This is a genomic window from Hyphobacterium indicum (assembly GCF_003129605.1).
Classification (GTDB): domain Bacteria; phylum Pseudomonadota; class Alphaproteobacteria; order Caulobacterales; family Maricaulaceae; genus Hyphobacterium; species Hyphobacterium indicum.
In genome coordinates, this window is record NZ_QBDX01000001.1 from 196864 (window position 1) to 216650 (window position 19787).

The following is a 19787-nucleotide window of genomic DNA, read 5'->3' on the forward strand; positions in this document are numbered from 1 at the left end:
CGTGCGGGATCACGTGGGAATGGCACGGCCTGTCCGTTTGCAGCGACTCCTGAAAACCCGGCCGCGGGATATTTCGCGTGGCCGCACCGGAGTTGTTTGAAATGCGCCTGAAACCCCTACTGCGGCGAAGTTGCGCCGCGATTTTCCTTCTCTCTCCTTCCGCGCTCGCGCAATCGGTAGATGATGACACCATCATCGTCATTGGCGGGCGCATCCCGGCCCTGGCGGAAGATGTCACCTCCGCCACCAGCCTTGTCGATGAAGATGACATCGCTCTGCGCGGCGGGCTGACGCTCGCCGACACCTTGCGGTCGGTGCCCGGCATGGCCGTATCCCGGTCTGGTGCAACGGGCGGGCTGACCGATCTCCGCGTGCGGGGTTCGGAAGCCAATCATGTCCTGGTGCTGATGGATGGCATTGAAGCCTCCGTGCCACTGACGGGCGGTTATGATTTCGCCCATGCGCCAGGCTTTGGCGTCGAACGTGTGGAAGTTCTACGCGGAGAACAATCCGCCCTCTGGGGGTCGGACGCGATTGGCGGTGTCATCAATATCCGCACCGCAGGCTCGACCGGAGAAGAGAGGGCGCAGGGGCGATTTGAAGCGGGGTCCTTTGGCACGCTGTTCGCAGGGGTCAGCGCCTCGGGCCGGCAAGGCCGGTTCAGCGGGGGCGTCAGTGCCTCGCACCTGCAAACCGATGGCATTGATGTCTCCGGTCTGGGCGGTGAAAAGGATGCGTATCAGCGCTTTTTTGTCTCCGGGACAGGAACGGCAAGGCTTGCGGAAGGCGAGTCGATTCAATGGGCTGCGCGATTTGCAGATTTTGAAAGCGAATTTGATTCCGATTCTGATTTCAATGGCTTGCTGGACAACACCAACCAGCACAGCGCCGGTCAGCAATTCGCTGCGGGAGCGCAGCTAACGTTCCGGCGTTTCGGTTTGCGTCATGATCTTGCGCTCAATACCTCGCGCGATGAGCTGGCCAACTTCACTGGCGCCGCTTTTACCGGCGAAACCGCGGCGTCCCGCTGGCAGGCCTTCTATCAGCCCACGTTCAACTGGCAGACGGGATCTATCGGCCACCAGCTGACCGGCCTCGTCGAATTCGAGCGCGAGGAATTCGAGAGCTTTGCCGGGGCCGGGGCGGGCTCCAACCAGTCACGGCAGACCGGAAACACGGCCGCAGCTTTCGACTACCGTCTCGTTCGCGGCCCGCTGCGCGTGTCGGCGTCCATCCGCCAGGACTGGAATGACCGCTTCGACGATGCCGCCACCTGGCGCCTGGGCACGGCCTGGCATTTTGAAAGGCTTGGCGGCCACGTCCGCGCCAGCGTCGGTGAAGGCGTCAAGAATCCCGGCATCTACGAGCTGTTCGGCTTTTTTCCCGGCGTCTTCACCGGCAATCCCGGTCTGACACCGGAACGTTCCCGCGGCTGGGAGATCGGCTGGGATCAGGGGTTTGGACCGGATGCCCGCCTGTCGATCACCTGGTTCGAGGCGAATCTGGAAGACGAAATCTTCACCGATTTCAGCGTGTCGCCGGCCACGGCGCGCAATCGGGCGACGGGGTCTCACCGCGCAGGCCTCGAGCTTGACGGGGAAGCGGATATCACCGGCCAGCTCTCGATTTCCGGGTCCGCCACTTTCCTGCAGTCCGAAGAGAATGGCGTGCCTGAGCTCCGCCGTCCGGAATTCACCGGCAGTCTGGCCCTGAACTGGCAGTCCGCAGACGGGCGCTGGCAGGCGGGTTTTGCCGCGGATCATACGGGCGTACAGCTCGACACCGATTTCGGCAGTTTCTCGACCGTGACTTTGCCCGCCTATACGTTGTTGTCAGCGCGTCTCGCCTGGCAGTTGTCCCCCGCGGCGCAGATTTATCTGCGTGGCACAAATCTGAGCGATGAGGAGAGAGTGGATGTCTTCGGATATGCCTCTGAAGGCCGCGGCCTGTTTGTGGGCCTGCGTCTCGGCCGTTAGCGCGGCAGACGGACCTTCACGCATCGTTTCGGCGGATCTGTGCGCGGATGCCTATGTCTTCGCACTCGCAGACCGGGAGGCCGTTGCGGCGGTCTCCTGGCAGGCAGGGCAGACGGTTTCCGGCGCGCCGGACTGGGCGCTGGACCTGCCACGGGCCTCGGATGACGCCGAGCGCCTGATCGCACTGCAACCGGATCTGGTGGTCTTCGGCCCCGCGGGCGCAGGTGATACGGCGCACTTTCTGGACCGGGCGGGCATTGCCCGTGTGAGCCTGCAATGGGGGGAGGACTGGGATGCCGTGATTGCCAATCTGCGCCTAATCGGCATGGCTCTGGATGAGACAGGACGGGCGGAGGCCCTGATCGCAGAACTGGAGGCCCGCCGCGAGCACCTGGCCATGCGGGCGGCGGAGCATGGGCGGCCGTCCGTCTTCTATCTCAGCGTCACCGGCGGGGCGGCCGGGGCAGACACGCTGGTCGATGAAGCCATCCGCATGGCGGGCGGCCGCAACGCCGCAGCGGAAGCGGGGGCCAGAGGCTGGCTGGCCGCGGATGCTGCCTGGGCCTTTCGCGTGGATCCGGACCTCGTCATTACCAGCTATTTTGTTGATGGATATGCGACGCGCAACAATACGGGCGCGCGCCATTCGGCATTCCGGCGCCTGCTGCAGGACACGCCCCGGATCGATATTCCGGCCTCCGCCTGGTCCTGCGCGGGACCGGCGCTGATGGACGCCGCCGAACAGATCGCCGACGCACTCGATGACGCAGGGCAGGGACTATGAAGGATATCCGCCTGATACTGATTTTGTCGGGGGTTTGTGGTCTGGCGGGGCTGGCAGGCCTGCTCGTTGACGGGTTTCCGGTGGCGGCATTACGGGCGGGCGATGAAACCGCATGGCTATTGCTGACCGAGCTGCGGCTGCCGCGCATCGCGCTTGGCTTTCTGGTCGGAGCGGCACTGGGCCTGTCCGGCGCGGCTTTGCAGGGCTATTTCCGCAATCCGCTCGCCGATCCCGGTGTTATCGGCGTGTCGGCCAGTGCCGGTCTGGGCGCGGTCGCGGCGCTCTATTTCGGACTGGCCAGCCTCTCGGCCCTGATCCTGCCTGTGACGGCGATTGCCGGAGCGGCTCTGGGCGGCACTGCGCTTCTCCTCATTGCCGGACGCGGCGCCACGGCGACCAGCCTCATCCTCTCCGGCGTAGCTGTCGGAGCACTGGCCAATGCGCTTGTGGCACTGGCCATGAATTTCTCTCCCAATCCCTGGGCCCTGTCGGAAATCGCCTACTGGCTGATGGGGTCGCTGCGCAATTCCAGCTGGACCGAGGTCAGGATTGCCCTGCCGCTTGTCGCAGCGGGGGCGGCGATATTGCTGACTACGGCACGCGATCTCCACAGCCTCACCATTGGCGAAGACGGGGCCCGCGCGCTCGGCGTCAATCTGCGCGGCTTGCAGATCCGCCTGATCGCCGGCACGGCTCTGGCGGTCGGCGCAGCGGTCGCGGTCGCGGGCGCCATCGGCTTTGTCGGACTGGTCGTGCCGCATCTGATCCGGCCCCGGGTTCAGCACGAGCCTTCCCGCCTGCTGCTTCCGTCGGCACTGGGGGGCGGGGCCTTGCTGATGACAGCGGATGCCGCCACTCGCCTTGTCTCCGGCGATGGCGTTCCACTCTATCTCGGCGTGATGACGGCGATCCTCGGCGTGCCATTCTTCTTCCACCTCATCCGGCAGACGGGGAGGCTGGCGCCATGACCGCCCGCTTTGAACTGGACCAGGTCCATTGCCGTTATGGCGAACGCACGGCGTTTGAAACCCGCCATCTGTCAATCGCGGCGGGGGAATTGACGGCGATTGTCGGTCCCAACGGGGCGGGCAAGTCCACACTCGTCAAGACGCTGGCCGGACTCATCACGCCGGTTCACGGAGAGATTCGTCTCGACGGTGTGGCGCTGCACCGCTTTGCCGACCGCGAACGTGCCCGCCGCATTGCCTATCTGCCCGCCGATTCGCGTCTCGCCTGGCCGCTGATCGCGGTCCGGGTGGTGGAATTGGGGCGTTATCCCTTCCTGAAGCCGCTTCACGGCTTCACCGATGAAGATGGTGAATACCTTGATGATGCCATTCAGCGGGCGGGCGCAACCGGGCTGACGGCGCGGCGGTTTGACGAACTGTCCTCCGGCGAGAAAGCGCGCATCCTGCTGGCGCGGGCGCTGGCCACAAATGCCGGCACCTTGCTCCTCGACGAGCCCGGCGCGGCGCTGGATCCGCGCCATCAGCTCGCCGTGATGAAGGTTCTGCAAGAGGAAGCGCGAAGGGGCGTCTGCACCGTTTTTGCCGGCCATAGCCTGGAGCTTGTCAGCCGCTTTGCGGACCGCGTCCTGGTCATGGATCAGGGCCGCATTGTCGCCGATGGCCCGCCTCGGGAGGCATTGTCGCCACCGATCCTTTCGGATGTCTTTGGTCTTGATGCGCCGGAAGGGATTACCCCGCCCGACTGGGCGATGGGCTAGGCAGAGAAGACAATCTCCGGCGCCGGCTTGCGCACGTCATCGGCCGACACCAGCATGGCCTGGGCGGCACGGGCAAAAGCCTCCGCGACCGGCCCCTTGCCAAACGCCACCGGCTCGCCGGAATCCGAGCGCTCGCGCAATTCAATCGTCAGTGGAATCTCGCCCAGGAAGGGCACGCCCATCGCTTCGGCTTCGGCGCGTGTGCCGCCATGGCCGAATATCTCGCTGGCTTCACCGCAATGCGGGCAGAGAAACACGCTCATATTCTCGATCAGGCCGAGAATGGGCGTATGCGTCTTTTCAAACATGGCAATGGCCTTGCGGGCATCATCCAGCGCCAGATCCTGCGGCGTGCAGGCGATCACCACGCCGTCAATGGCGATGGTCTGGGCAATGGCCAGCTGGGCATCGCCCGTACCGGGCGGCATGTCGATGATCAGAAGGTCAGGCTGGCCCCAGTCGGTCTCGTTCAGGAATTGCTGTATCGCCCCCTGCACCATGGGCCCGCGCCAGACGACCGGCTGGCCGGGCTTTGTCAGGAAACCCATGGACACGACGCGGACACCATGCGCCTCGGCGGGCTCTATGCCCTTGTCGGTCTTCTTCAGCCCCTTGATATCGCGCAGGCCGAAAAGCCGCGGAATGGACGGGCCGTAAATATCGGCATCCAGTATGCCGACCCGGTGGCCCTGTCGGGTCAGGGCGGCCGCCAAATTCGCTGCGACCGTGGATTTGCCAACCCCGCCCTTGCCGGCGGCCACCGCAATGATCCGCTTTGCCGGACGCGGCCCATCTGCGGCGGCTGTGGCCTGCCGCGGGCGCTCCTTCGGCTGTCCGGGTGCGCGCTGGATCGTGGTGATGACACGGACCCGCTCGACGCCGCTGACCTCGCGCGCCGCCGATTCGATTTCGGCTTTCAGGCCCGCCGCATCTTCGTCCGCTGCCGCCTTGAGGACAATTGTGGCGACGCCCTTGTCGATGACGGCCCCATCGAGGCGTCCGGCCGCGGCCAGACCCTTGCCGCTGGACGGATCGGATATCGCGTCGAGGCGGGCCAGCAATGCATCAGACATGGCAGTCATCCTTCATAACCATCAGCGTCAACATAGGCATGCCCGCAGGACTGCCAATGCGTCCATCACGTCCGGTGTGTTATCGTGTTGTAAACAGGAAGAAAATGGTGGGCGCGGCAAGGATTGAACTTGCGACCCCTACGATGTCAACGTAGTGCTCTCCCACTGAGCTACGCGCCCGTCCACCAAGGGAGGCGAGCTATTAGCCCTGCTGCGGCACGGATGCAAGACGAAGCTGCATTCTGTGCTGAAATGACAGGCGTCTGACGATCGTATGACTTTTATGCAACATTCCCGGCGGAAATACGGCGAAGATGGGGCGCACGCTTTACGAGCGGGAATGCGGCGGCGATAGTGAGGTCAGGAAAGTAGCCACTTTCCGGCTGTGCGCGTTTGCCTCGGTGTCTGTTCTGTCGCGGTGAACCAAAATAAACAAGTCATGAAGGGGTATGACAGTGAGCAATTTCTGGGATCGCGAGCGTCTCTTGCGCTCAACCATTCTGGCGGGCTTCGCGGCAGCGGGTCTGGCCGGGGCGACTGCGTATGCGCAGGCCGTCGAAGAAGATGAGGAAGCCGTTGAGGAAGAGGAAGAAGAGGATACGGTTATTGTAACCGGTTCCCGGATTCAGCGCTCTGAATTCAACTCGCTTTCGCCGGTGCAGGTCATTTCGGGCGAAGTTTCGCGCGAAGTCGGCCTTGTAAATGCCGCAGACATTCTGCAGGCCCAGTCGCAAGCGACCGGTACACAGATCGACACCACATTCGTTGGTTTCGTTCTCGACAACGGCCCGGGTTCGGTTCAGCTAAACCTGCGTGGCCTGAATGCCGAGCGGACCCTGACGCTGATCAATGGCCGCCGTCTGGCGCCGGCCGGTATCGGTGGCGCACCGACCAGCCCGGATCTCACACTGATCCCGGGACTGATCATCGAGCGCATCGACCTGCTGCTTGATGGTGCCTCCTCGATCTACGGTTCGGACGCTGTGGCCGGTGTGGCCAACGTCGTGCTCCGTCAGGATTTCGAAGGCGTCGAGTTTGAATACAACCGCACCACACCCTTCGACAGTGGCGGTGAGCAAACCCAGTTCGCAGCCGCCTGGGGTATCAACTCCGACCGTGGCTTCGCCGGTTTTGCCTTTGAATATTCGCAAACCGAAGTCCAGCGCCTCGGCGACCGTGATTTTACCCGCGGATGTCCGCGCAATTACGAGATCGGCAATGACGGTGTGATCCGCCAGGACGACGTGTCGACATTCGATTTCCGCACGGCAGCCCCGGGCGACATCAATGCCGGACGTAATGTCGGTCTGTTCACTGGTACGAACTCCAATTGTAACACTTCCCTGATCAACCGCCTCTTTATCCCGGTCGGTTTCGGTTCCACCTACTACACACCGGGTTTCTCCAATATCGGTGTTCCGGACTTCTCGGAATCCAATCTTGGGGGCCGTTTCGGCGGTCCGTTGGGGTCGAACGTCTGGAGCCTGGCGCGTCTGCAAGGTCAGCCCGGACCGTACACGTCCGATTTCGACTTTGCTTCGCCGCTGTACAACCAGAATACGGCATCGAACTATAACGATCAGGACTTCATTCCCGAGCAGCAGCGCTGGAGCTTCTACAGCTATGGCGAGCACGATGTCAGCTGGGGCAGCAATACCTCGGCTTACTACGAGTTGCTGGTGGCCAATCGTCAAACGACCATCAATTCGCTGGATCCGGGCTTCTTCCCGACCGTGCCGGGGAACAACCCGTTCAACCCGTGTAACCAGACCAGCAACCCGAATGGCGTGAACTGCCTGGGTACGGTCTTTGGCGTGAACTTCGGCAACCTCGATGTTGTGCCGATCGTCCAGATTCTGGGCGAACGGGACCGTCAGGAAGCGGACATCACACAGATCAGCTCTGTGGTTGGTTTCCGCGGCGATCTGCCCTTCTTTAATTCCTGGAGCTATGACCTCTTCACGAGCTATGCCCGCTCGGAAGGCTTCAGCCGCTTCGTCGGGGTTGATAATGACCGCCTGCAATTGTCGCTCAACACCTCCGTCCGCCTGCCCAATGGCCAGGTGGTCTGCGGTATCGACATCAATGGTGATGGCATTCCGGACAATGAAGTCGGCGCCTTTGGCGGTGAATTCCTTAGCAATACGCCATGTGTTCCGGTCAACCTGTTCCAGCCTTCCCTCTATCAGGAAGGCGGCGGTGTCCTTTCGCAAGCCGAAATGGACTATCTCCTGGCACCGGCGACCATCCGGACTGTTTACGAGCAATTGCTCGTTGGCGGTACAACGACCGGCAATCTGTTCACACTGAACAATGGTTCTGACGTCCCGCTCGTTCTCGGTTTCGAATATCGCCGTGACACCATCCAGTCCCAGGCAGACGATACTTTTGGCCGCGGTGACATCATCTTCCGTTCGGCTGACCAGGGCGCAACCGGTAACCGCTATCTGTGGGAAGTTTTCGCAGAAACGGAATTCCAGCCAATCCTGGGCCGCCGCTTCGCTGAAGAAGTGACGATCAACCTCTCGGGCCGCTGGACGGATGAGAGCAATTACGGTTCAGATGTCACCTACTCGATCAAGGGTAACTGGCGTCCGACCAACTGGCTGAACTTCCGCGGTTCCTACGGCACCTCCTATCGTGCGCCGAATGCCCGCGAGCAGTTCCTGGCGGGTCAGACCGGTTTTGCCACTGTCGCCGACCCGTGTGTGGTTCCGACCGCAGCCCGTGTCGATCATGACAACAATCCGGCGACACAGCTGCAATACGATCCGAATCTCGACACCCGCTCGCAGATCACGATCGCCAACTGTCAGGCCGCCGGTGTCGATCCGACATCACTGGGTCTTGCAGGCAATCTTCTGCCGAACACTTCAGTGGAAACGGCATCGGGTGGTACGACAGCGCTGGATCCGGAAACCTCACGCTCGCAAACTTGGGGCGTTGTGGCAGAACAGCCCTGGTTTGAAGCCTTCGATCTTCGTTTTGCAGTGACCTATTACGACATCGTCGTCAGCGACTCGGTCAATGAGCCGACCGCCGGCTTTATCGTGAATGATTGCTACAATACGATCCCGGGCTTCCAGTCCGCCTTCTGTAACCGTATCCGGCGTGATGGACAGGGCTTCCTGAATTTCATCGATGCCTCCTTCATCAACATCGGTACGATCAACTCGAAGGGTGTGGACTTCAACATTCTCTATGAGGATGAGCTCCCGTGGTTTGGCGGCTGGGGTCTGACCACCGACCTCCGCGCGACGCGCCTGAACGAGCAGGTCTTCAATGTTCAGGGAACGCCGGATGACAACGCTGGGGAAACCGAAGCGCCGCATTGGACAGGTTCTGTCCGTGTCGCACTCGATCGGAATAACTGGCGCTTCACGTGGCTCGCCCAGTACATCGGCGGCGGTGAAGAAAACAATCCGGGCGCGACCGGTTCGACCTGCCGTCAGGTCAATCCGACAGGAACCGGCCTCATCAACTGCGGTACGCCGGTCTACTGGACCGAGGATTACATCACCAATACGCTCGGTGTCTCCTGGACGCCGGATACGTGGGTCGTGAACTTCGGTATCCAGAACGTGTTCGACGTCGCTCCGCCGACGGTTGACCCGGCTGGTGTGTTCGCCATCGGCAATGTGCCGATCGGTATTGGCCACGACCTCCGCGGTCGCCGCTGGTTCCTTGGCGTACGCAAGTCGTTCTAAGAAACGGCAACAGGACTGAGAATGAGCGGCTCCGGAGATATCCGGGGCCGCTTTTTTTTTTGGCAGAGACATTCAAGCACGCTGCGCATTGCGCCCTGACGGGCCTTGCCCTTGGCGGCCAATTTGCGCACTCTATCTTCCAACCGGGATCAGACAGCCTCAGGGGATGTGAATATGCGTAAACTTGTTTTGGGAGCGGTCGCGAGCCTGTTGGCCGCAGGCAGCAGCTACGCCGTTCAGGGCGAAGTCGTGCCGCTGGAATACTTTGCAACCTATCCGGCGGTGGCGAATGTCTCCCTGTCGCCCGATGGCGAGCATATCGCCATGCGACGCCTGACCGCCCGCGATGGTGATTATATTGTCGAGGTCTATTCGACGGACGACTTCTCCGCCGCCCCGGTGCGCCTCGGCGCCGACCGCATGGAAGTGTTGAGCGTCAGCTGGGTGTCACCTGAATATCTGATCGTGAATTTCCGGCAGCAGGTCAGAGACCGGATTGAAGGTGTCAATCAGGGCGTTTTTGAATTCCGGCAGGCCATTGTTCACTGGTCGGGCGAGGGCGGTTTCCGCACGCTGAATGATGACGTCCAGATCGTGCGCCGCATGGCAGACGATCCGGATCATATCATTATCCGCACGGCAGGCCTGGATGCGGACACCACGGTCGAAGATCTCCGCGGCCGGTCAATCGGCCGGGTCAGCACGCCTGATTTCTATCGCTATAATGTCCGCACCGGCCGCCAGACGCGGATCCTTCGCGGCAGCAGCCGGTTCGGCAATTACGTGCTGGATCAGGAAGGCAATCCCCGTTTTGCAACCGAGATCGATGTCGGCAGCGAGGAAGTGATCTATTTCTGGCGTCCCGATCCGGATGATCCGGAATGGCGCGAAGTGATGCGCTGGTCGCTGACGGAATACGACACCTACGGCCAGTCGGGTGTCAGCGTTGTGGGCTTTGATCCGGATCGCGATTACCGCGCCTATGTGCTCGCCCATAATGGTGAAAACACGGTCGGGGCCCACATCATGGATTTGCGCTCGGGCGAATATGTCCGCACCATCTATCAGCGCGAGGATGTCGATATGCAGGGGCCGCGTTTCGAGCCCCATATCGACCGTGAGCCGGAACTCGCAGGTTTCAGCTTCTATGCGGATGGCGAACGCCAGTATGCGTGGATCAGTCAGGAAATGGCAGATCTGCAGGCCGTCGTCGACAATGCCTTTCCGGACACACGCAACACCATTCTCAGCTGTGTGAATGAATGCGCCCAGATGCTGGTCTTCTCGCAATCCGCGCAGGAACCGGGCGTCTATTACTATATCGAGGGTGGACAGCCGGTCGTCATCGGCCGCGCCTTCCCGCAATTGATGGAGGCCGCATTCGGCCGCGAGGAATTCATCACCTATGAAGCCCGCGACGGTCTTCAAATTCCGGCCATTCTCACTTTGCCGCCCTTCGGCGAAGCGCCTTATCCGCTTGTGGTCATGCCGCACGGTGGTCCCTGGGTGTCCGAAACCCGGGCGTTTGATGAATGGGCTACCGTTCTCGCCAATCGCGGCTACATGGTCATGCAGCCGCAATACCGCGGATCGCTTGGCTACGGCATTGATCACTGGCTGCGCAGCTGGGGACAGTGGGGCATCACCATGTCGGACGACAAGGATGATGGCGTCCGCTATCTCATTGATGCCGGGCTGACCGAGCCGGATCAGGTGGCCATGTTCGGCTGGAGCTATGGCGGCTATGCAGCGTTTGCAGCTGCGGTCCGTCAGCCACCGGTCTATAATTGCGCCATTGCCGGCGCCGGCGTGTCCGATCTCGATGTCATCCAGCGCGACTTCGGTGGTGGCGGCATTCAGAGCGAGCTGATTGATGAAGGCTATGCCGGCATGTCACCCAGTGAATTTGCTGGGGATATGCGTATCCCGCTGCTCATCATCCATGGTGAAGTTGATCAGCGCGTGCCGCAATATCAGAGCCAGTTCATGATCCGGGCGCTGGAACGCAACGGTATTCCGCACCGCTATGTCGAATTGCCGGACGCGGACCACTTCTCGAACACGCTCAATTTTGACAACCAGCTGACGCTTTATACCGAGCTGACCAGCTGGCTGGCCAATGAGTGTGGCATGCCGACACCGCAAAACCCGGCGCGGTAGGCATACGAAACTCCAACGGGAAAGGCCCGCTCGAAAGAGCGGGCCTTTTTGTTTTTGCCGATACGATGAAACTCAGGCCGCCATCACCCGGTCAACCTCATCCACCAGCTCCCGCAGATGGAAAGGCTTGGACAGCACTTTGGCATTGCTCGGCGCGCTCGAACCCGGATTCAGGGCAACCGCTGCAAATCCGGTAATGAACATGATCTTCAGTGCCGGTGTCAGCTCTGCGGCCCGTCGTGCCAGCTCGATCCCGTCAATGCCGGGCATGACAATATCAGTCAACAGCAGGTCAAATGCGTCCTTGTTTGCTTCGAAGACCGACAGGCCCTCATCGCCATCGGCGCATGCCACGACATCATGACCGGCCCGTTTCAGGGCCTTGGCCAGAAAGTCACGCATGGAGCCATCATCTTCAGCCAAAAGGATTTTCGCCATTCCGGGATCTCCACCAATCCGTTTCCTGACCCCCGTCTAGCGCATTAAGGTAAAAGTCCGCTGAACGCGCGCTGTCAGTGGCATTTGAAATACTTGACCGGTACACCCGCCCTTCGCCATTGTGCGGCGATGTCACGGCTCTTATCCCCTCAACCGGCTCAGGCCATGGATCCGTCTCCGGCCGTCATCGCCCGGATCACGGATCCCGTGATCGTGCACCGTCCGGCCGAGCGGCGCTCGCCCCTGCTGGCCGCATCACCGCACAGCGGGCGGACCTACCCACCGGATCTCCTGGCGCAGTCAGCCTTGCCGCTGGACCAGTTGCGGCGCTCCGAAGATGCCTATGTCGACAAGCTGATCGAAGCGGCTCCGGGACTTGGAATCACCAGTGTCATTGCGCCTTTTCCGCGGGTCTTCATTGATCCCAACCGTTCGACAAGGGAACTTGATCCTGCACTATTTGCGGACTTGGCCGCCACACCTCCCGGAACGACCCCGCATGTCCAGGCTGGTCTGGGCATCATCCCGCGGGTCAGCGCGGGCGGTCGCGCCCTCTACCATGGCCCGCTATCCACTGCCGAAGCCCGGCAACGCATAGCGGATTACTACCGGCCGTATCATGGGGCCGTAGATGTCGAGCTGAAATCCGCCTGTGATATTTTCGGCAAGGCGATATTGCTCGACTTTCATTCCATGCCGGCCATAGCGGCCGGCGGCGCAGATATTGTGCTGGGCGACCGGCATGGCAGCGCCTGCGACGCAGCCATCATGACCCGCGTCGAGGCGGCATTCCTTGCGCAAGGTTTTCTGGTCCGCCGTAATCGGCCTTACGCCGGCGGCTATACAACGGCGTGTTATGGCAAGCCGGGTCAGAATCGGCATGCCATTCAGATCGAGATCAATCGCGGCCTGTATCTGAACGAGGAAACAGTGACCCGTTCCGGCACATTTCCCGCCACGCGGGAGAAAATCGAAGCCGTACTCCGCGCGCTTGTGCAGGAAAAATGGTCATAAAATGTCACATAAATATCTGAAATAATGCATTAAAACTTCGTCTCGTCATGCGCGGCATGGCCTTTGCTCCCCTCTAGCGCGAACGCGTCGAGCGGACGTAGGTCAACAAGCGATTACTGGAGCCGATAACATGACGAACGAGATTGATTTCCACATTGGCAAGCGGTTGCGCCGCCGCCGCCGTCTCTTGGGGCTGACCCAGCAACAGCTGGCAGAATCCGTCGGAATCCGCTTTCAGCAAATCCAGAAATACGAGTGTGGCGCCAACCGCGTCAGTGCCAGCCGTCTGTTCGAGTTGTCACAGTCCCTCGATGTGCCGGCCCAGTATTTCTATGAAGGCCTGATTCCGGATGATGCAAAAGACGATGATCCGGACGCCATGGCGGCCGATATCCTGTCAAAGAAAGAGACCATGGATCTCGTCCGCGCCTATTACCGGCTCGGCGAACGGCCGCGCAAACGGCTGCTCGAGCTCGCCAAGTCGCTGGAACCGGCAGAACCGGCCAACGATGCCGCTTGAAATCTTGATAGCTGACAATCGCTGACCGCCCTGATAGGTCAGCGGCATGACAGCACGTAATCTCGAAAACGACCTCTCGTTTGCGCACCGGTTGGCAGATGCCGCCGGTGCCGCCATTTTACCGCATTTCCGCCGCCGCCCTCCGGTGCAGAATAAGGCCGCGGCAGGGTTTGATCCGGTCACGATTGCGGACCGGTCCTCCGAACAGGCGATGCGTGATCTCATCAATGTCGAGCGCCCCGGCGATGGCGTTCTAGGCGAGGAATTTCCGCCGCTTGAGAGCCGCAATGGCTGGTCCTGGACGCTGGATCCGATTGATGGCACGCGCGGCTTCATCGCCGGAACCCCGGCCTGGACCGTGCTGATTGCCCTGACATACGAAAACCGGCCCGTGCTCGGCGTGATCGATCAGCCGCATACCGGCGAGCGGTTTTCAGGCCATGCCGGCGGTGCCGAGCTGGCAACCCGGGAGTCGCGCCATGCCATGCAGGTTTCAGGAGTCACGGAGCTCGGCGAGGCCATCCTTGTAACCACCGATCCCTATCTGTTTCAGGACCGCGAAGCCGGTCAGTTCGCCGCCGTCCGGAAGGCTGCCCGCCTGACCCGGTATGGTATGGATGCCTATGGCTATGGTCTTCTGGCGGCCGGATGCGTCGATCTGGTCATCGAATCCGGCCTGTCTGCCTATGACATCCATGCGCTCATACCGGTCGTGAAGGGCGCAGGTGGAATCATCACCAACTGGCAGGGTGAGGACGATGTCAGCACCGGAGCGCTGGTCGCCGCGGCGACACCTAAACTCCATGCCCGTGCGATCGATAAACTGAATTCGGTCTAGCCCTCGTCCTCTGCAGGCACCGGATCGGTCTCCGGCTTGCGGAATAACAGCGTCATCCGGTCGCTTTCGCCAATCGCCTCATAGGGGGTGGAATCAAACCCTTCGGCTTCCCAGCCGCTGCGGGAAGGCGGCAGTGTCCAGACCCCGTTCGGATGATCGGCGGTATCCGCAGGATTGGCGTTGATCTCGCTGCTCCCGACCAGTTCAAAGCCCGCCTCGCGGGCGATCGCGACAACATAGGCTTCCTGGACATAGCCGGATCCAGCCAGCGGATCCTGTTCGCGTGTGTCCGGCAGGCGGTGTTCAACCACGCCCAGCACGCCGCCCGGGCGCAGAACCGCGTAAAAATCCGAAAAGGCACGTTCGGTAAATCCGCCACGCATCCAGTTATGGACATTGCGGAATGTCAGAACGGCGTCCGCGGAACCGGGCGCACCCAGCCCCCGATTTTCCGGACCCCAATCACGGATTACGACATCGCCAAACAGGTCAGAGCCGGTAAACCGGTCTTCAAAGCTGGCCCGGCTGCGGCGGCGGAATTCGCTCTCGCTGTCAGCAGGGAAATGCGCCGCGATATAGGTGCCGCCATTGGCATTCAGCCAGGGCGCCAGGATTTCCGCATACCAGCCACCGCCCGGCCAGATCTCGATCACCGTATTGGACGGCTCGATCTCGAAGAAGGCCAGCGTCTCAGACGGATGGCGGAATTCATCGCGCGCGCCATTTTCGCCGCGCCAGTCGCCAGCCAGAGCCCATTCCAGCGTTCCGCTCTCGGCCGCGCTCTGCGTCTCGGCGACAACCGTTCCGGTGTCCTGTTCAGCAGCAGGTTCGGGATCCGCCGCGATTTCATCAATGGCCGCGTCTTCACCACCACTGCAAGCTGTCAGAACCAAGCTTGCCAGACCGGCCATCCAAAGTGCGCGTTGCATGTGAAACTCCCGGAATTGCTGATTTTTCAACGTCTACGACTAAAGAAGCACAGCCCCTCTTGCAAGCACTGATCGGCATTCCTACCTCGTTTGATGCAGGCCGCCATAACGGGGTCTGCGCATCGGACGATCCGGCCTGAATGGCGGATCAAACCCGGTGCGGAACCTGTCCGGTCCAGGGCAAGGGCCGGACGCAATACTTGTCGCTTCTGAAGGAGGATAAGACTATGAGAAGCCTTGATTACACACCGCTCTACCGTTCGATCGTCGGTTTTGACCGTCTGGCGAACATGATCGATTCAGCCTCGAAAGCTGATCCGTCAGCCGGGTTCCCGCCCTATAATATCGAACAGCTTGGCGAGAATGATTACCGTATCGAACTGGCCGTTGCCGGCTTCGGCGAAGACGAGCTGACCGTTGAGGTCCAGGAAAACGTGCTAACGGTTTCCGGACGCAAGGAGGCCCGGTCAGAGGAAGATGGTCCGAATTACCTCTATCGCGGCATTGCCGAGCGCGCCTTCGAGCGCCGCTTCCATCTTGCGGACCATGTCGTCGTCGACAACGCGGAGCTGAAGAATGGCCTGCTGGCCGTAACGCTCCGCCGTGAGATCCCGGAAAGCGCAAAGCCGCGCCGGATTTCCATCGGCAACACATCCGCGAAAGGCCGGAAGGTCATTGAAGGTGGCAAGTCGAAAGCTGCCTAGACCCTGACACAGCAACGTACACAGCGAGAGCGCGCGCCTTATTCCCTTCAGGCGCGCGCTTTTTGTTGTCAGGCGGCATCCAGATCAACCACGCCATCCGCTGCATCAATGTCGGTCAGAAAGGATTCGCTGACTCGCGCGCCGGTAAAACAGGAGCCGGAGAAATGGGCATGGCGCACATCGGCACCGTAAAGCGTGGAATAGGAAAAATCCGCGCCCGTCGCCTTGATGCGCCGGAGATCGGCACCGGATAGGTCGGAATAGCGCACCTTGGCTGCCGCCAGTGAGGCGGGCAGAATGCGGTCCTCCTCCAGCAATAAGGGCCCCAGCTTGCAGTCGCGCAGATCAGCATTATTCAGCTTCGCGCCAGTCAGATCCGCACCGCGCAAATCCGCCCCCCGCAGGCAGGTCATCCGCAAGTCAGCGCGTTCCAGCCGCGCCCCCTGTAATTGCGCTCCCTCGAGATCCAGGCCGTACAGCGTCGCACCGCGCGCATGGAAGGCGGTCAGCGTTTTGCCAGCCAGTGACACCAGCGGGCGCAGATCGGTATCATCAAAGGAAGAGGGCTGCCCTTCTTTCCCGTTGGTCGCGCACCAGCGGATATGATCCTCGATCATGTCTTCGACCGGGCGGTCGAGCTCCCGCATATTCCGGCCCACGGGCTCGTCCGTCAGGGCACCGGTGCGATCACAATTATCCAGCCGTGCCATCGTCATCGTCGTGCCGATCAGGACGGCATCGGTCATATCCGCATCGGTAAGATCGGCCCCGGACAGGTCCGCGCCTTCAAGATTGGCGCCCGAAAACACGGTTGATCGCAGATTGGCGCGCACCAGCCGCGTACCCAGAAGGACAGCATCCGTGAAATCCGCCCGCTGTGCCGACGAACCGGACATTTTCGAGCGCGAGAGATTGGCGCCCTGGAAATTCGCCATCGTCATCTCGCCGGGCCGGGATTTGTGCTTGAGTACGGAAAGACCCCGCTCGCGGTCCATCTGCGCGATTGTGCCTTCGCGCAGATCGCACTCGGACAGGTCCGCGCCCTGCAGATTCGCCCCCCGCAGGGCGGCCCCGCGCATGTCCGCGCGCCGCAGCGATGCGCCTTGCAGATTGGCCCGCCGCATATCGCACCCGTAGAGACTGCTGGAATTGAGCACCGCGCCGGACAGATCCGCCCCGACCAGTGTCGAGCCCGTAAAATCGGCATCGGAGAGGTCGCGGTTGGACAGGATCAGCCCGTCGAGCACGCAATAGGTAAAGGAGGCGCGCGCCCCGCCGGGCTTGCCGCTCCACAACAGCTCATGACGGCGGCAGATCTCATCAACCTGCGCCTGATTGAGCGTACGGTATTGAACGCGATCCGGCATGAGCGGCTCTAATTCCCTGAGACGAAGGAAAATTATCCCGAAATTGGGTTAACGCAGGGTGTTTAACCCCGGCACTGTCACATCGACGAGACGCGCCGCATGGGCCGCTTCTGCGGCCGGCGAGCCGGGAACAAGCCGTAGCCGGGTGATTCCGGTATCCCCGAGGGCACGAAGCGCTGCAAGAACATCCGGATAATCGAAATCCTTGAGGCTCAAATCATAGCTGACGGGATTGGTATCAATCGCAACAAGCGGCCAGCCCCGCCGGATCCGGTGAAAGAAACCGGCATGCAAGGCTTCCGCCTCTGCCCTGCGCAGACCTGTGTCCACGATAATGCCTGCGGCTTTGAGCCTGTCCGCCCCCTGACCGGCGGTGCGCGGGTCCGGGTCGGCACAGGCGATCACGGCACGGGCGATGCCCGCTTTGATCAGCGCGTCTGCGCAGGGCGGAGTCTGGCCGGTATGAGCGCAGGGTTCCAGCGTGACATAGGCTGTCGCCCCGCCGGCTTCCTGACCTGCCATGTCGAGCGCCAGCCGCTCGGCATGGGGCCGCCCGCCGGGCGCGGTCACACCGGCACCGATGATTGCGCCATTCTTGAAGAGGACGCAGCCGACGCTGGGATTGGGCGCGGTCGTGCCGAGCCCCGATCGCGCCAGGGCCAGCGCTGTATCCATCATGCGAAGGTCGGTCAGCCGACTCAAGGAATATCGGGCAGCGGCTGGGCCCGCTCAGTATCGAGATAGCGGGCGGTCACCGGCAATTTGCCTTCTCCGTCCATACCGATCTCCAGCGGATTGCCGGTCGGAATCTCGATGCGGACGATTTCATCGCCGGTCAGCTGGAAGAGCAGCTTCACTATGGCACGAAGTGAATTGCCATGGGCCACGACCAGCACGTCCTCGCCGGCCTCCAGCAAGGGCGCAATCGTGCTGTCCCAATAGGGCTGCACGCGATCCAGCGTGACCTTGAGGGACTCCGTTGCCGGCAATTGATCGGAGGGCAGGTCCGTATAGCGTGGATCATGCGAGGGGTGGCGCTCGTCGGTGATATCCAGCGGCGGCGGCGGTGTATCAAAACTGCGGCGCCAGATCTGGACCTGGGCATCGCCATGACGCTCGCGGGTTTCATCCTTGTTGAGCCCGGTCAGCGCCCCATAATGCCGCTCGTTCAGCCGCCAGGACTTCTCCACCGGAATCCAGACACGGTCCATTTCTTCCAGGGTCAGCCAGAGCGTGCGGATGGCACGCGTCAGGACCGAGGTGAAGGCCCGTTTCGGGGCAAACCCGGTCTCTGCCAGCAGCGTGCCAGCCTTCCGGGCCTGGGCTTCGCCTTCTGCGGTCAGCTTCACATCCACCCAGCCGGTGAAGCGGTTTTGCAAATTCCATTCGCTCTGCCCGTGACGGATCAATACCAGCTTTGCCATATACACTCCCGAGGCTGTCCTGCTCCGGATAGCGCGGGGGCGGAGGCGGAGCAAGCCAAAGGGCAGCAAACGCCCTTTCCGCCAAGCGCGCCCTTCTGCTATGCCGGGACAGGATCAAGGCAGATGGCAGATGACACAGATAAATTCGCTGGAAGTGGCCCGCCGTGTAATCCGTCTGGAACAGGACGGTCTGGGGCAATTGGCTGACAGTCTCGATGACGGCTTCAATGCGATCGTCGAGCGCCTGAAGAATATCAAGGGCCGGATCATCTGCGCCGGCATAGGCAAATCCGGGCATGTGGCGCGCAAGATCGCGGCGACCCTGGCGTCGACGGGCGCACCTGCGCAATTCGTTCACCCGACAGAGGCCAGCCATGGCGATCTCGGCATGATCACGCCGGATGATGCCGTGCTCGCCCTGTCAAAATCCGGCGAGACGCGGGAGCTGGGCGATCTGATGGCCTATTGCCGCCGCTTCGGAACGCCGCTCATCGGCATGACCTGCGGGGCAGAGTCGGGCCTGGCCAGGGCCAGCGATTATCTCCTGCTCGTGCCCGATGCCCCGGAGGCCTGTGCGGAGACCCGGGCGCCGACCACCTCCACAACGCTGATGCTCGCTTTAGGGGATGCGCTGGCCGTCGCGCTTCTGGAAGCCCGCGGATTCACCGCCCAGGATTTCAAGATGTATCACCCCGGTGGCGCGCTGGGCGCCGCGCTCGCGACCGTTGGAGATCTGATGCATTCCGGCGACGCCATTCCGTTGATCGGGCTCGAGGCGCGCATGGGCGAGGCCCTGATCGAAATCAGCGCGAAAGGGCTGGGATGTGTCGGTGTGATTGACGCCCAGGGATGTCTGATCGGCATGGTGACGGATGGCGATCTGCGCCGCCATATGGGCCCGGACCTTCTGGACCAGCCCGTTGCCGAAGTCATGACGCGTGGCCCGAAAACCGTTCAGCCCGGGACGCTCGCTGCCGATGCGCTGCGGATCATGACCGCGGGTCCGGTCAAGATCACTCAGCTTTTCGCGGTCGAGGACAAAAAGCCGGCCGGGCTGCTTCACATTCACGACCTCTTGCGGGCCGGTGTTAAATAGGCCTTGCGCATTGACCGCGCTGCCCCCTTAT

17 protein-coding genes and 1 tRNA gene are annotated in these 19787 nt (G+C 61.7%); 11 read left to right on the forward strand and 7 right to left on the reverse strand.

Annotated elements, in window-relative coordinates; translation table 11 throughout:
* Positions 1-101: 101 nt before the first annotated feature.
* From DBR16_RS00960 to DBR16_RS00975, 4 genes are read left to right on the forward strand one after another with little or no spacing between them, the layout of a single operon-like run.
* Complete coding sequence (locus DBR16_RS00960; RefSeq protein ID WP_125184476.1) at positions 102-1976, forward strand: TonB-dependent receptor plug domain-containing protein; 1875 nt, start codon at positions 102-104, stop codon at positions 1974-1976.
* A complete protein-coding gene (locus tag DBR16_RS00965) occupies positions 1915-2760 on the forward strand; it encodes an ABC transporter substrate-binding protein (RefSeq protein WP_161539347.1) in 846 nt (281 codons plus the stop codon). Before DBR16_RS00960 ends, DBR16_RS00965 begins: the two co-directional genes overlap by 62 nt.
* Positions 2757-3728 carry a FecCD family ABC transporter permease gene (locus DBR16_RS00970; protein ID WP_109259372.1) on the forward strand — a complete coding sequence of 324 codons (972 nt, stop codon included), beginning with the start codon at positions 2757-2759 and terminating at the stop codon, positions 3726-3728. Before DBR16_RS00965 ends, DBR16_RS00970 begins: the two co-directional genes overlap by 4 nt.
* Positions 3725-4486 (forward strand): ABC transporter ATP-binding protein, encoded by a 762-nt coding sequence (locus tag DBR16_RS00975; RefSeq protein WP_109259373.1) that lies wholly within the window; start codon positions 3725-3727, stop codon positions 4484-4486. Before DBR16_RS00970 ends, DBR16_RS00975 begins: the two co-directional genes overlap by 4 nt.
* Here DBR16_RS00975 and DBR16_RS00980 read toward each other — a convergent pair.
* Together DBR16_RS00980 and DBR16_RS00985 are read right to left on the reverse strand one after the other, a co-directional pair.
* Positions 4483-5559, reverse strand: coding sequence for an Mrp/NBP35 family ATP-binding protein (locus DBR16_RS00980; protein ID WP_109259374.1), 1077 nt, complete (start codon positions 5557-5559; stop codon positions 4483-4485). The two genes, DBR16_RS00975 and DBR16_RS00980, sit on opposite strands and share 4 nt — an antisense overlap.
* 105 nt (positions 5560-5664) lie before the next feature.
* A tRNA-Val gene (locus DBR16_RS00985) sits at positions 5665-5739 on the reverse strand.
* Positions 5740-6008: 269 nt separating this feature from the next.
* On the opposite strand from DBR16_RS00985, the gene DBR16_RS00990 reads away from it, so the two are divergent.
* Both DBR16_RS00990 and DBR16_RS00995 read left to right on the forward strand, forming a co-directional pair.
* Positions 6009-9266, forward strand: coding sequence for a TonB-dependent receptor domain-containing protein (locus DBR16_RS00990; RefSeq protein ID WP_109259375.1), 3258 nt, complete (start codon positions 6009-6011; stop codon positions 9264-9266).
* A 174-nt stretch (positions 9267-9440) separates the two neighbouring features.
* Positions 9441-11426: an alpha/beta hydrolase family protein gene (locus DBR16_RS00995; RefSeq protein ID WP_109259376.1), complete on the forward strand. Its 1986-nt coding sequence runs from the start codon at positions 9441-9443 to the stop codon at positions 11424-11426.
* Between the two features lie 72 nt (positions 11427-11498).
* On the opposite strand, the gene cpdR is transcribed toward DBR16_RS00995, so the two are convergent.
* Positions 11499-11864: a cell cycle two-component system response regulator CpdR gene (gene cpdR, locus DBR16_RS01000; RefSeq protein WP_109259377.1), complete on the reverse strand. Its 366-nt coding sequence runs from the start codon at positions 11862-11864 to the stop codon at positions 11499-11501.
* Positions 11865-12029: 165 nt separating this feature from the next.
* Between cpdR and DBR16_RS01005 the strand changes: the two genes are divergently transcribed.
* The 3 genes from DBR16_RS01005 to hisN all read left to right on the forward strand — a co-directional run bounded on the left by DBR16_RS01005 (position 12030) and on the right by hisN (position 14236).
* Positions 12030-12878 carry an N-formylglutamate amidohydrolase gene (locus tag DBR16_RS01005; protein ID WP_161539348.1) on the forward strand — a complete coding sequence of 283 codons (849 nt, stop codon included), beginning with the start codon at positions 12030-12032 and terminating at the stop codon, positions 12876-12878.
* A gap of 130 nt (positions 12879-13008) precedes the next feature.
* Positions 13009-13398, forward strand: coding sequence for a helix-turn-helix domain-containing protein (locus DBR16_RS01010; RefSeq protein ID WP_109259379.1), 390 nt, complete (start codon positions 13009-13011; stop codon positions 13396-13398).
* Positions 13399-13444: 46 nt separating this feature from the next.
* Entirely contained in the window at positions 13445-14236 is a 792-nt protein-coding gene (gene hisN / locus DBR16_RS01015) for a histidinol-phosphatase (protein ID WP_109259380.1), read from the forward strand.
* Here the strand turns inward: hisN and DBR16_RS01020 are convergent.
* On the reverse strand, positions 14233-15165 hold the full coding sequence (locus DBR16_RS01020) for a class I SAM-dependent methyltransferase (RefSeq protein ID WP_109259381.1): 933 nt from the start codon (positions 15163-15165) through the stop codon (positions 14233-14235). The two genes, hisN and DBR16_RS01020, sit on opposite strands and share 4 nt — an antisense overlap.
* Positions 15166-15392: 227 nt before the next feature.
* Here DBR16_RS01020 and DBR16_RS01025 point away from each other — a divergent pair, with 227 nt between their 5' ends.
* A complete protein-coding gene (locus DBR16_RS01025) occupies positions 15393-15869 on the forward strand; it encodes an Hsp20 family protein (protein ID WP_109259382.1) in 477 nt (158 codons plus the stop codon).
* 68 nt (positions 15870-15937) lie between these two features.
* Here DBR16_RS01025 and DBR16_RS01030 read toward each other — a convergent pair whose 3' ends face one another.
* From DBR16_RS01030 to gpmA, 3 genes are read right to left on the reverse strand one after another with little or no spacing between them, the layout of a single operon-like run.
* Complete coding sequence (locus tag DBR16_RS01030) at positions 15938-17236, reverse strand: pentapeptide repeat-containing protein (RefSeq protein ID WP_109259383.1); 1299 nt, start codon at positions 17234-17236, stop codon at positions 15938-15940.
* A 48-nt stretch (positions 17237-17284) separates the two neighbouring features.
* Positions 17285-17914, reverse strand: coding sequence for a bifunctional diaminohydroxyphosphoribosylaminopyrimidine deaminase/5-amino-6-(5-phosphoribosylamino)uracil reductase RibD (gene ribD, locus DBR16_RS01035; protein ID WP_233347477.1), 630 nt, complete (start codon positions 17912-17914; stop codon positions 17285-17287).
* Positions 17915-17934: 20 nt separating this feature from the next.
* The gene (gene gpmA, locus DBR16_RS01040) at positions 17935-18660 is read right to left on the reverse strand and encodes a 2,3-diphosphoglycerate-dependent phosphoglycerate mutase (protein WP_109259384.1); all 726 of its coding nucleotides are present in this window, start codon (positions 18658-18660) and stop codon (positions 17935-17937) included.
* 130 nt (positions 18661-18790) lie between these two features.
* Between gpmA and DBR16_RS01045 the strand changes: the two genes are divergently transcribed.
* Complete coding sequence (locus tag DBR16_RS01045) at positions 18791-19756, forward strand: KpsF/GutQ family sugar-phosphate isomerase (protein WP_109259998.1); 966 nt, start codon at positions 18791-18793, stop codon at positions 19754-19756.
* Positions 19757-19787: the final 31 nt, after the last annotated feature.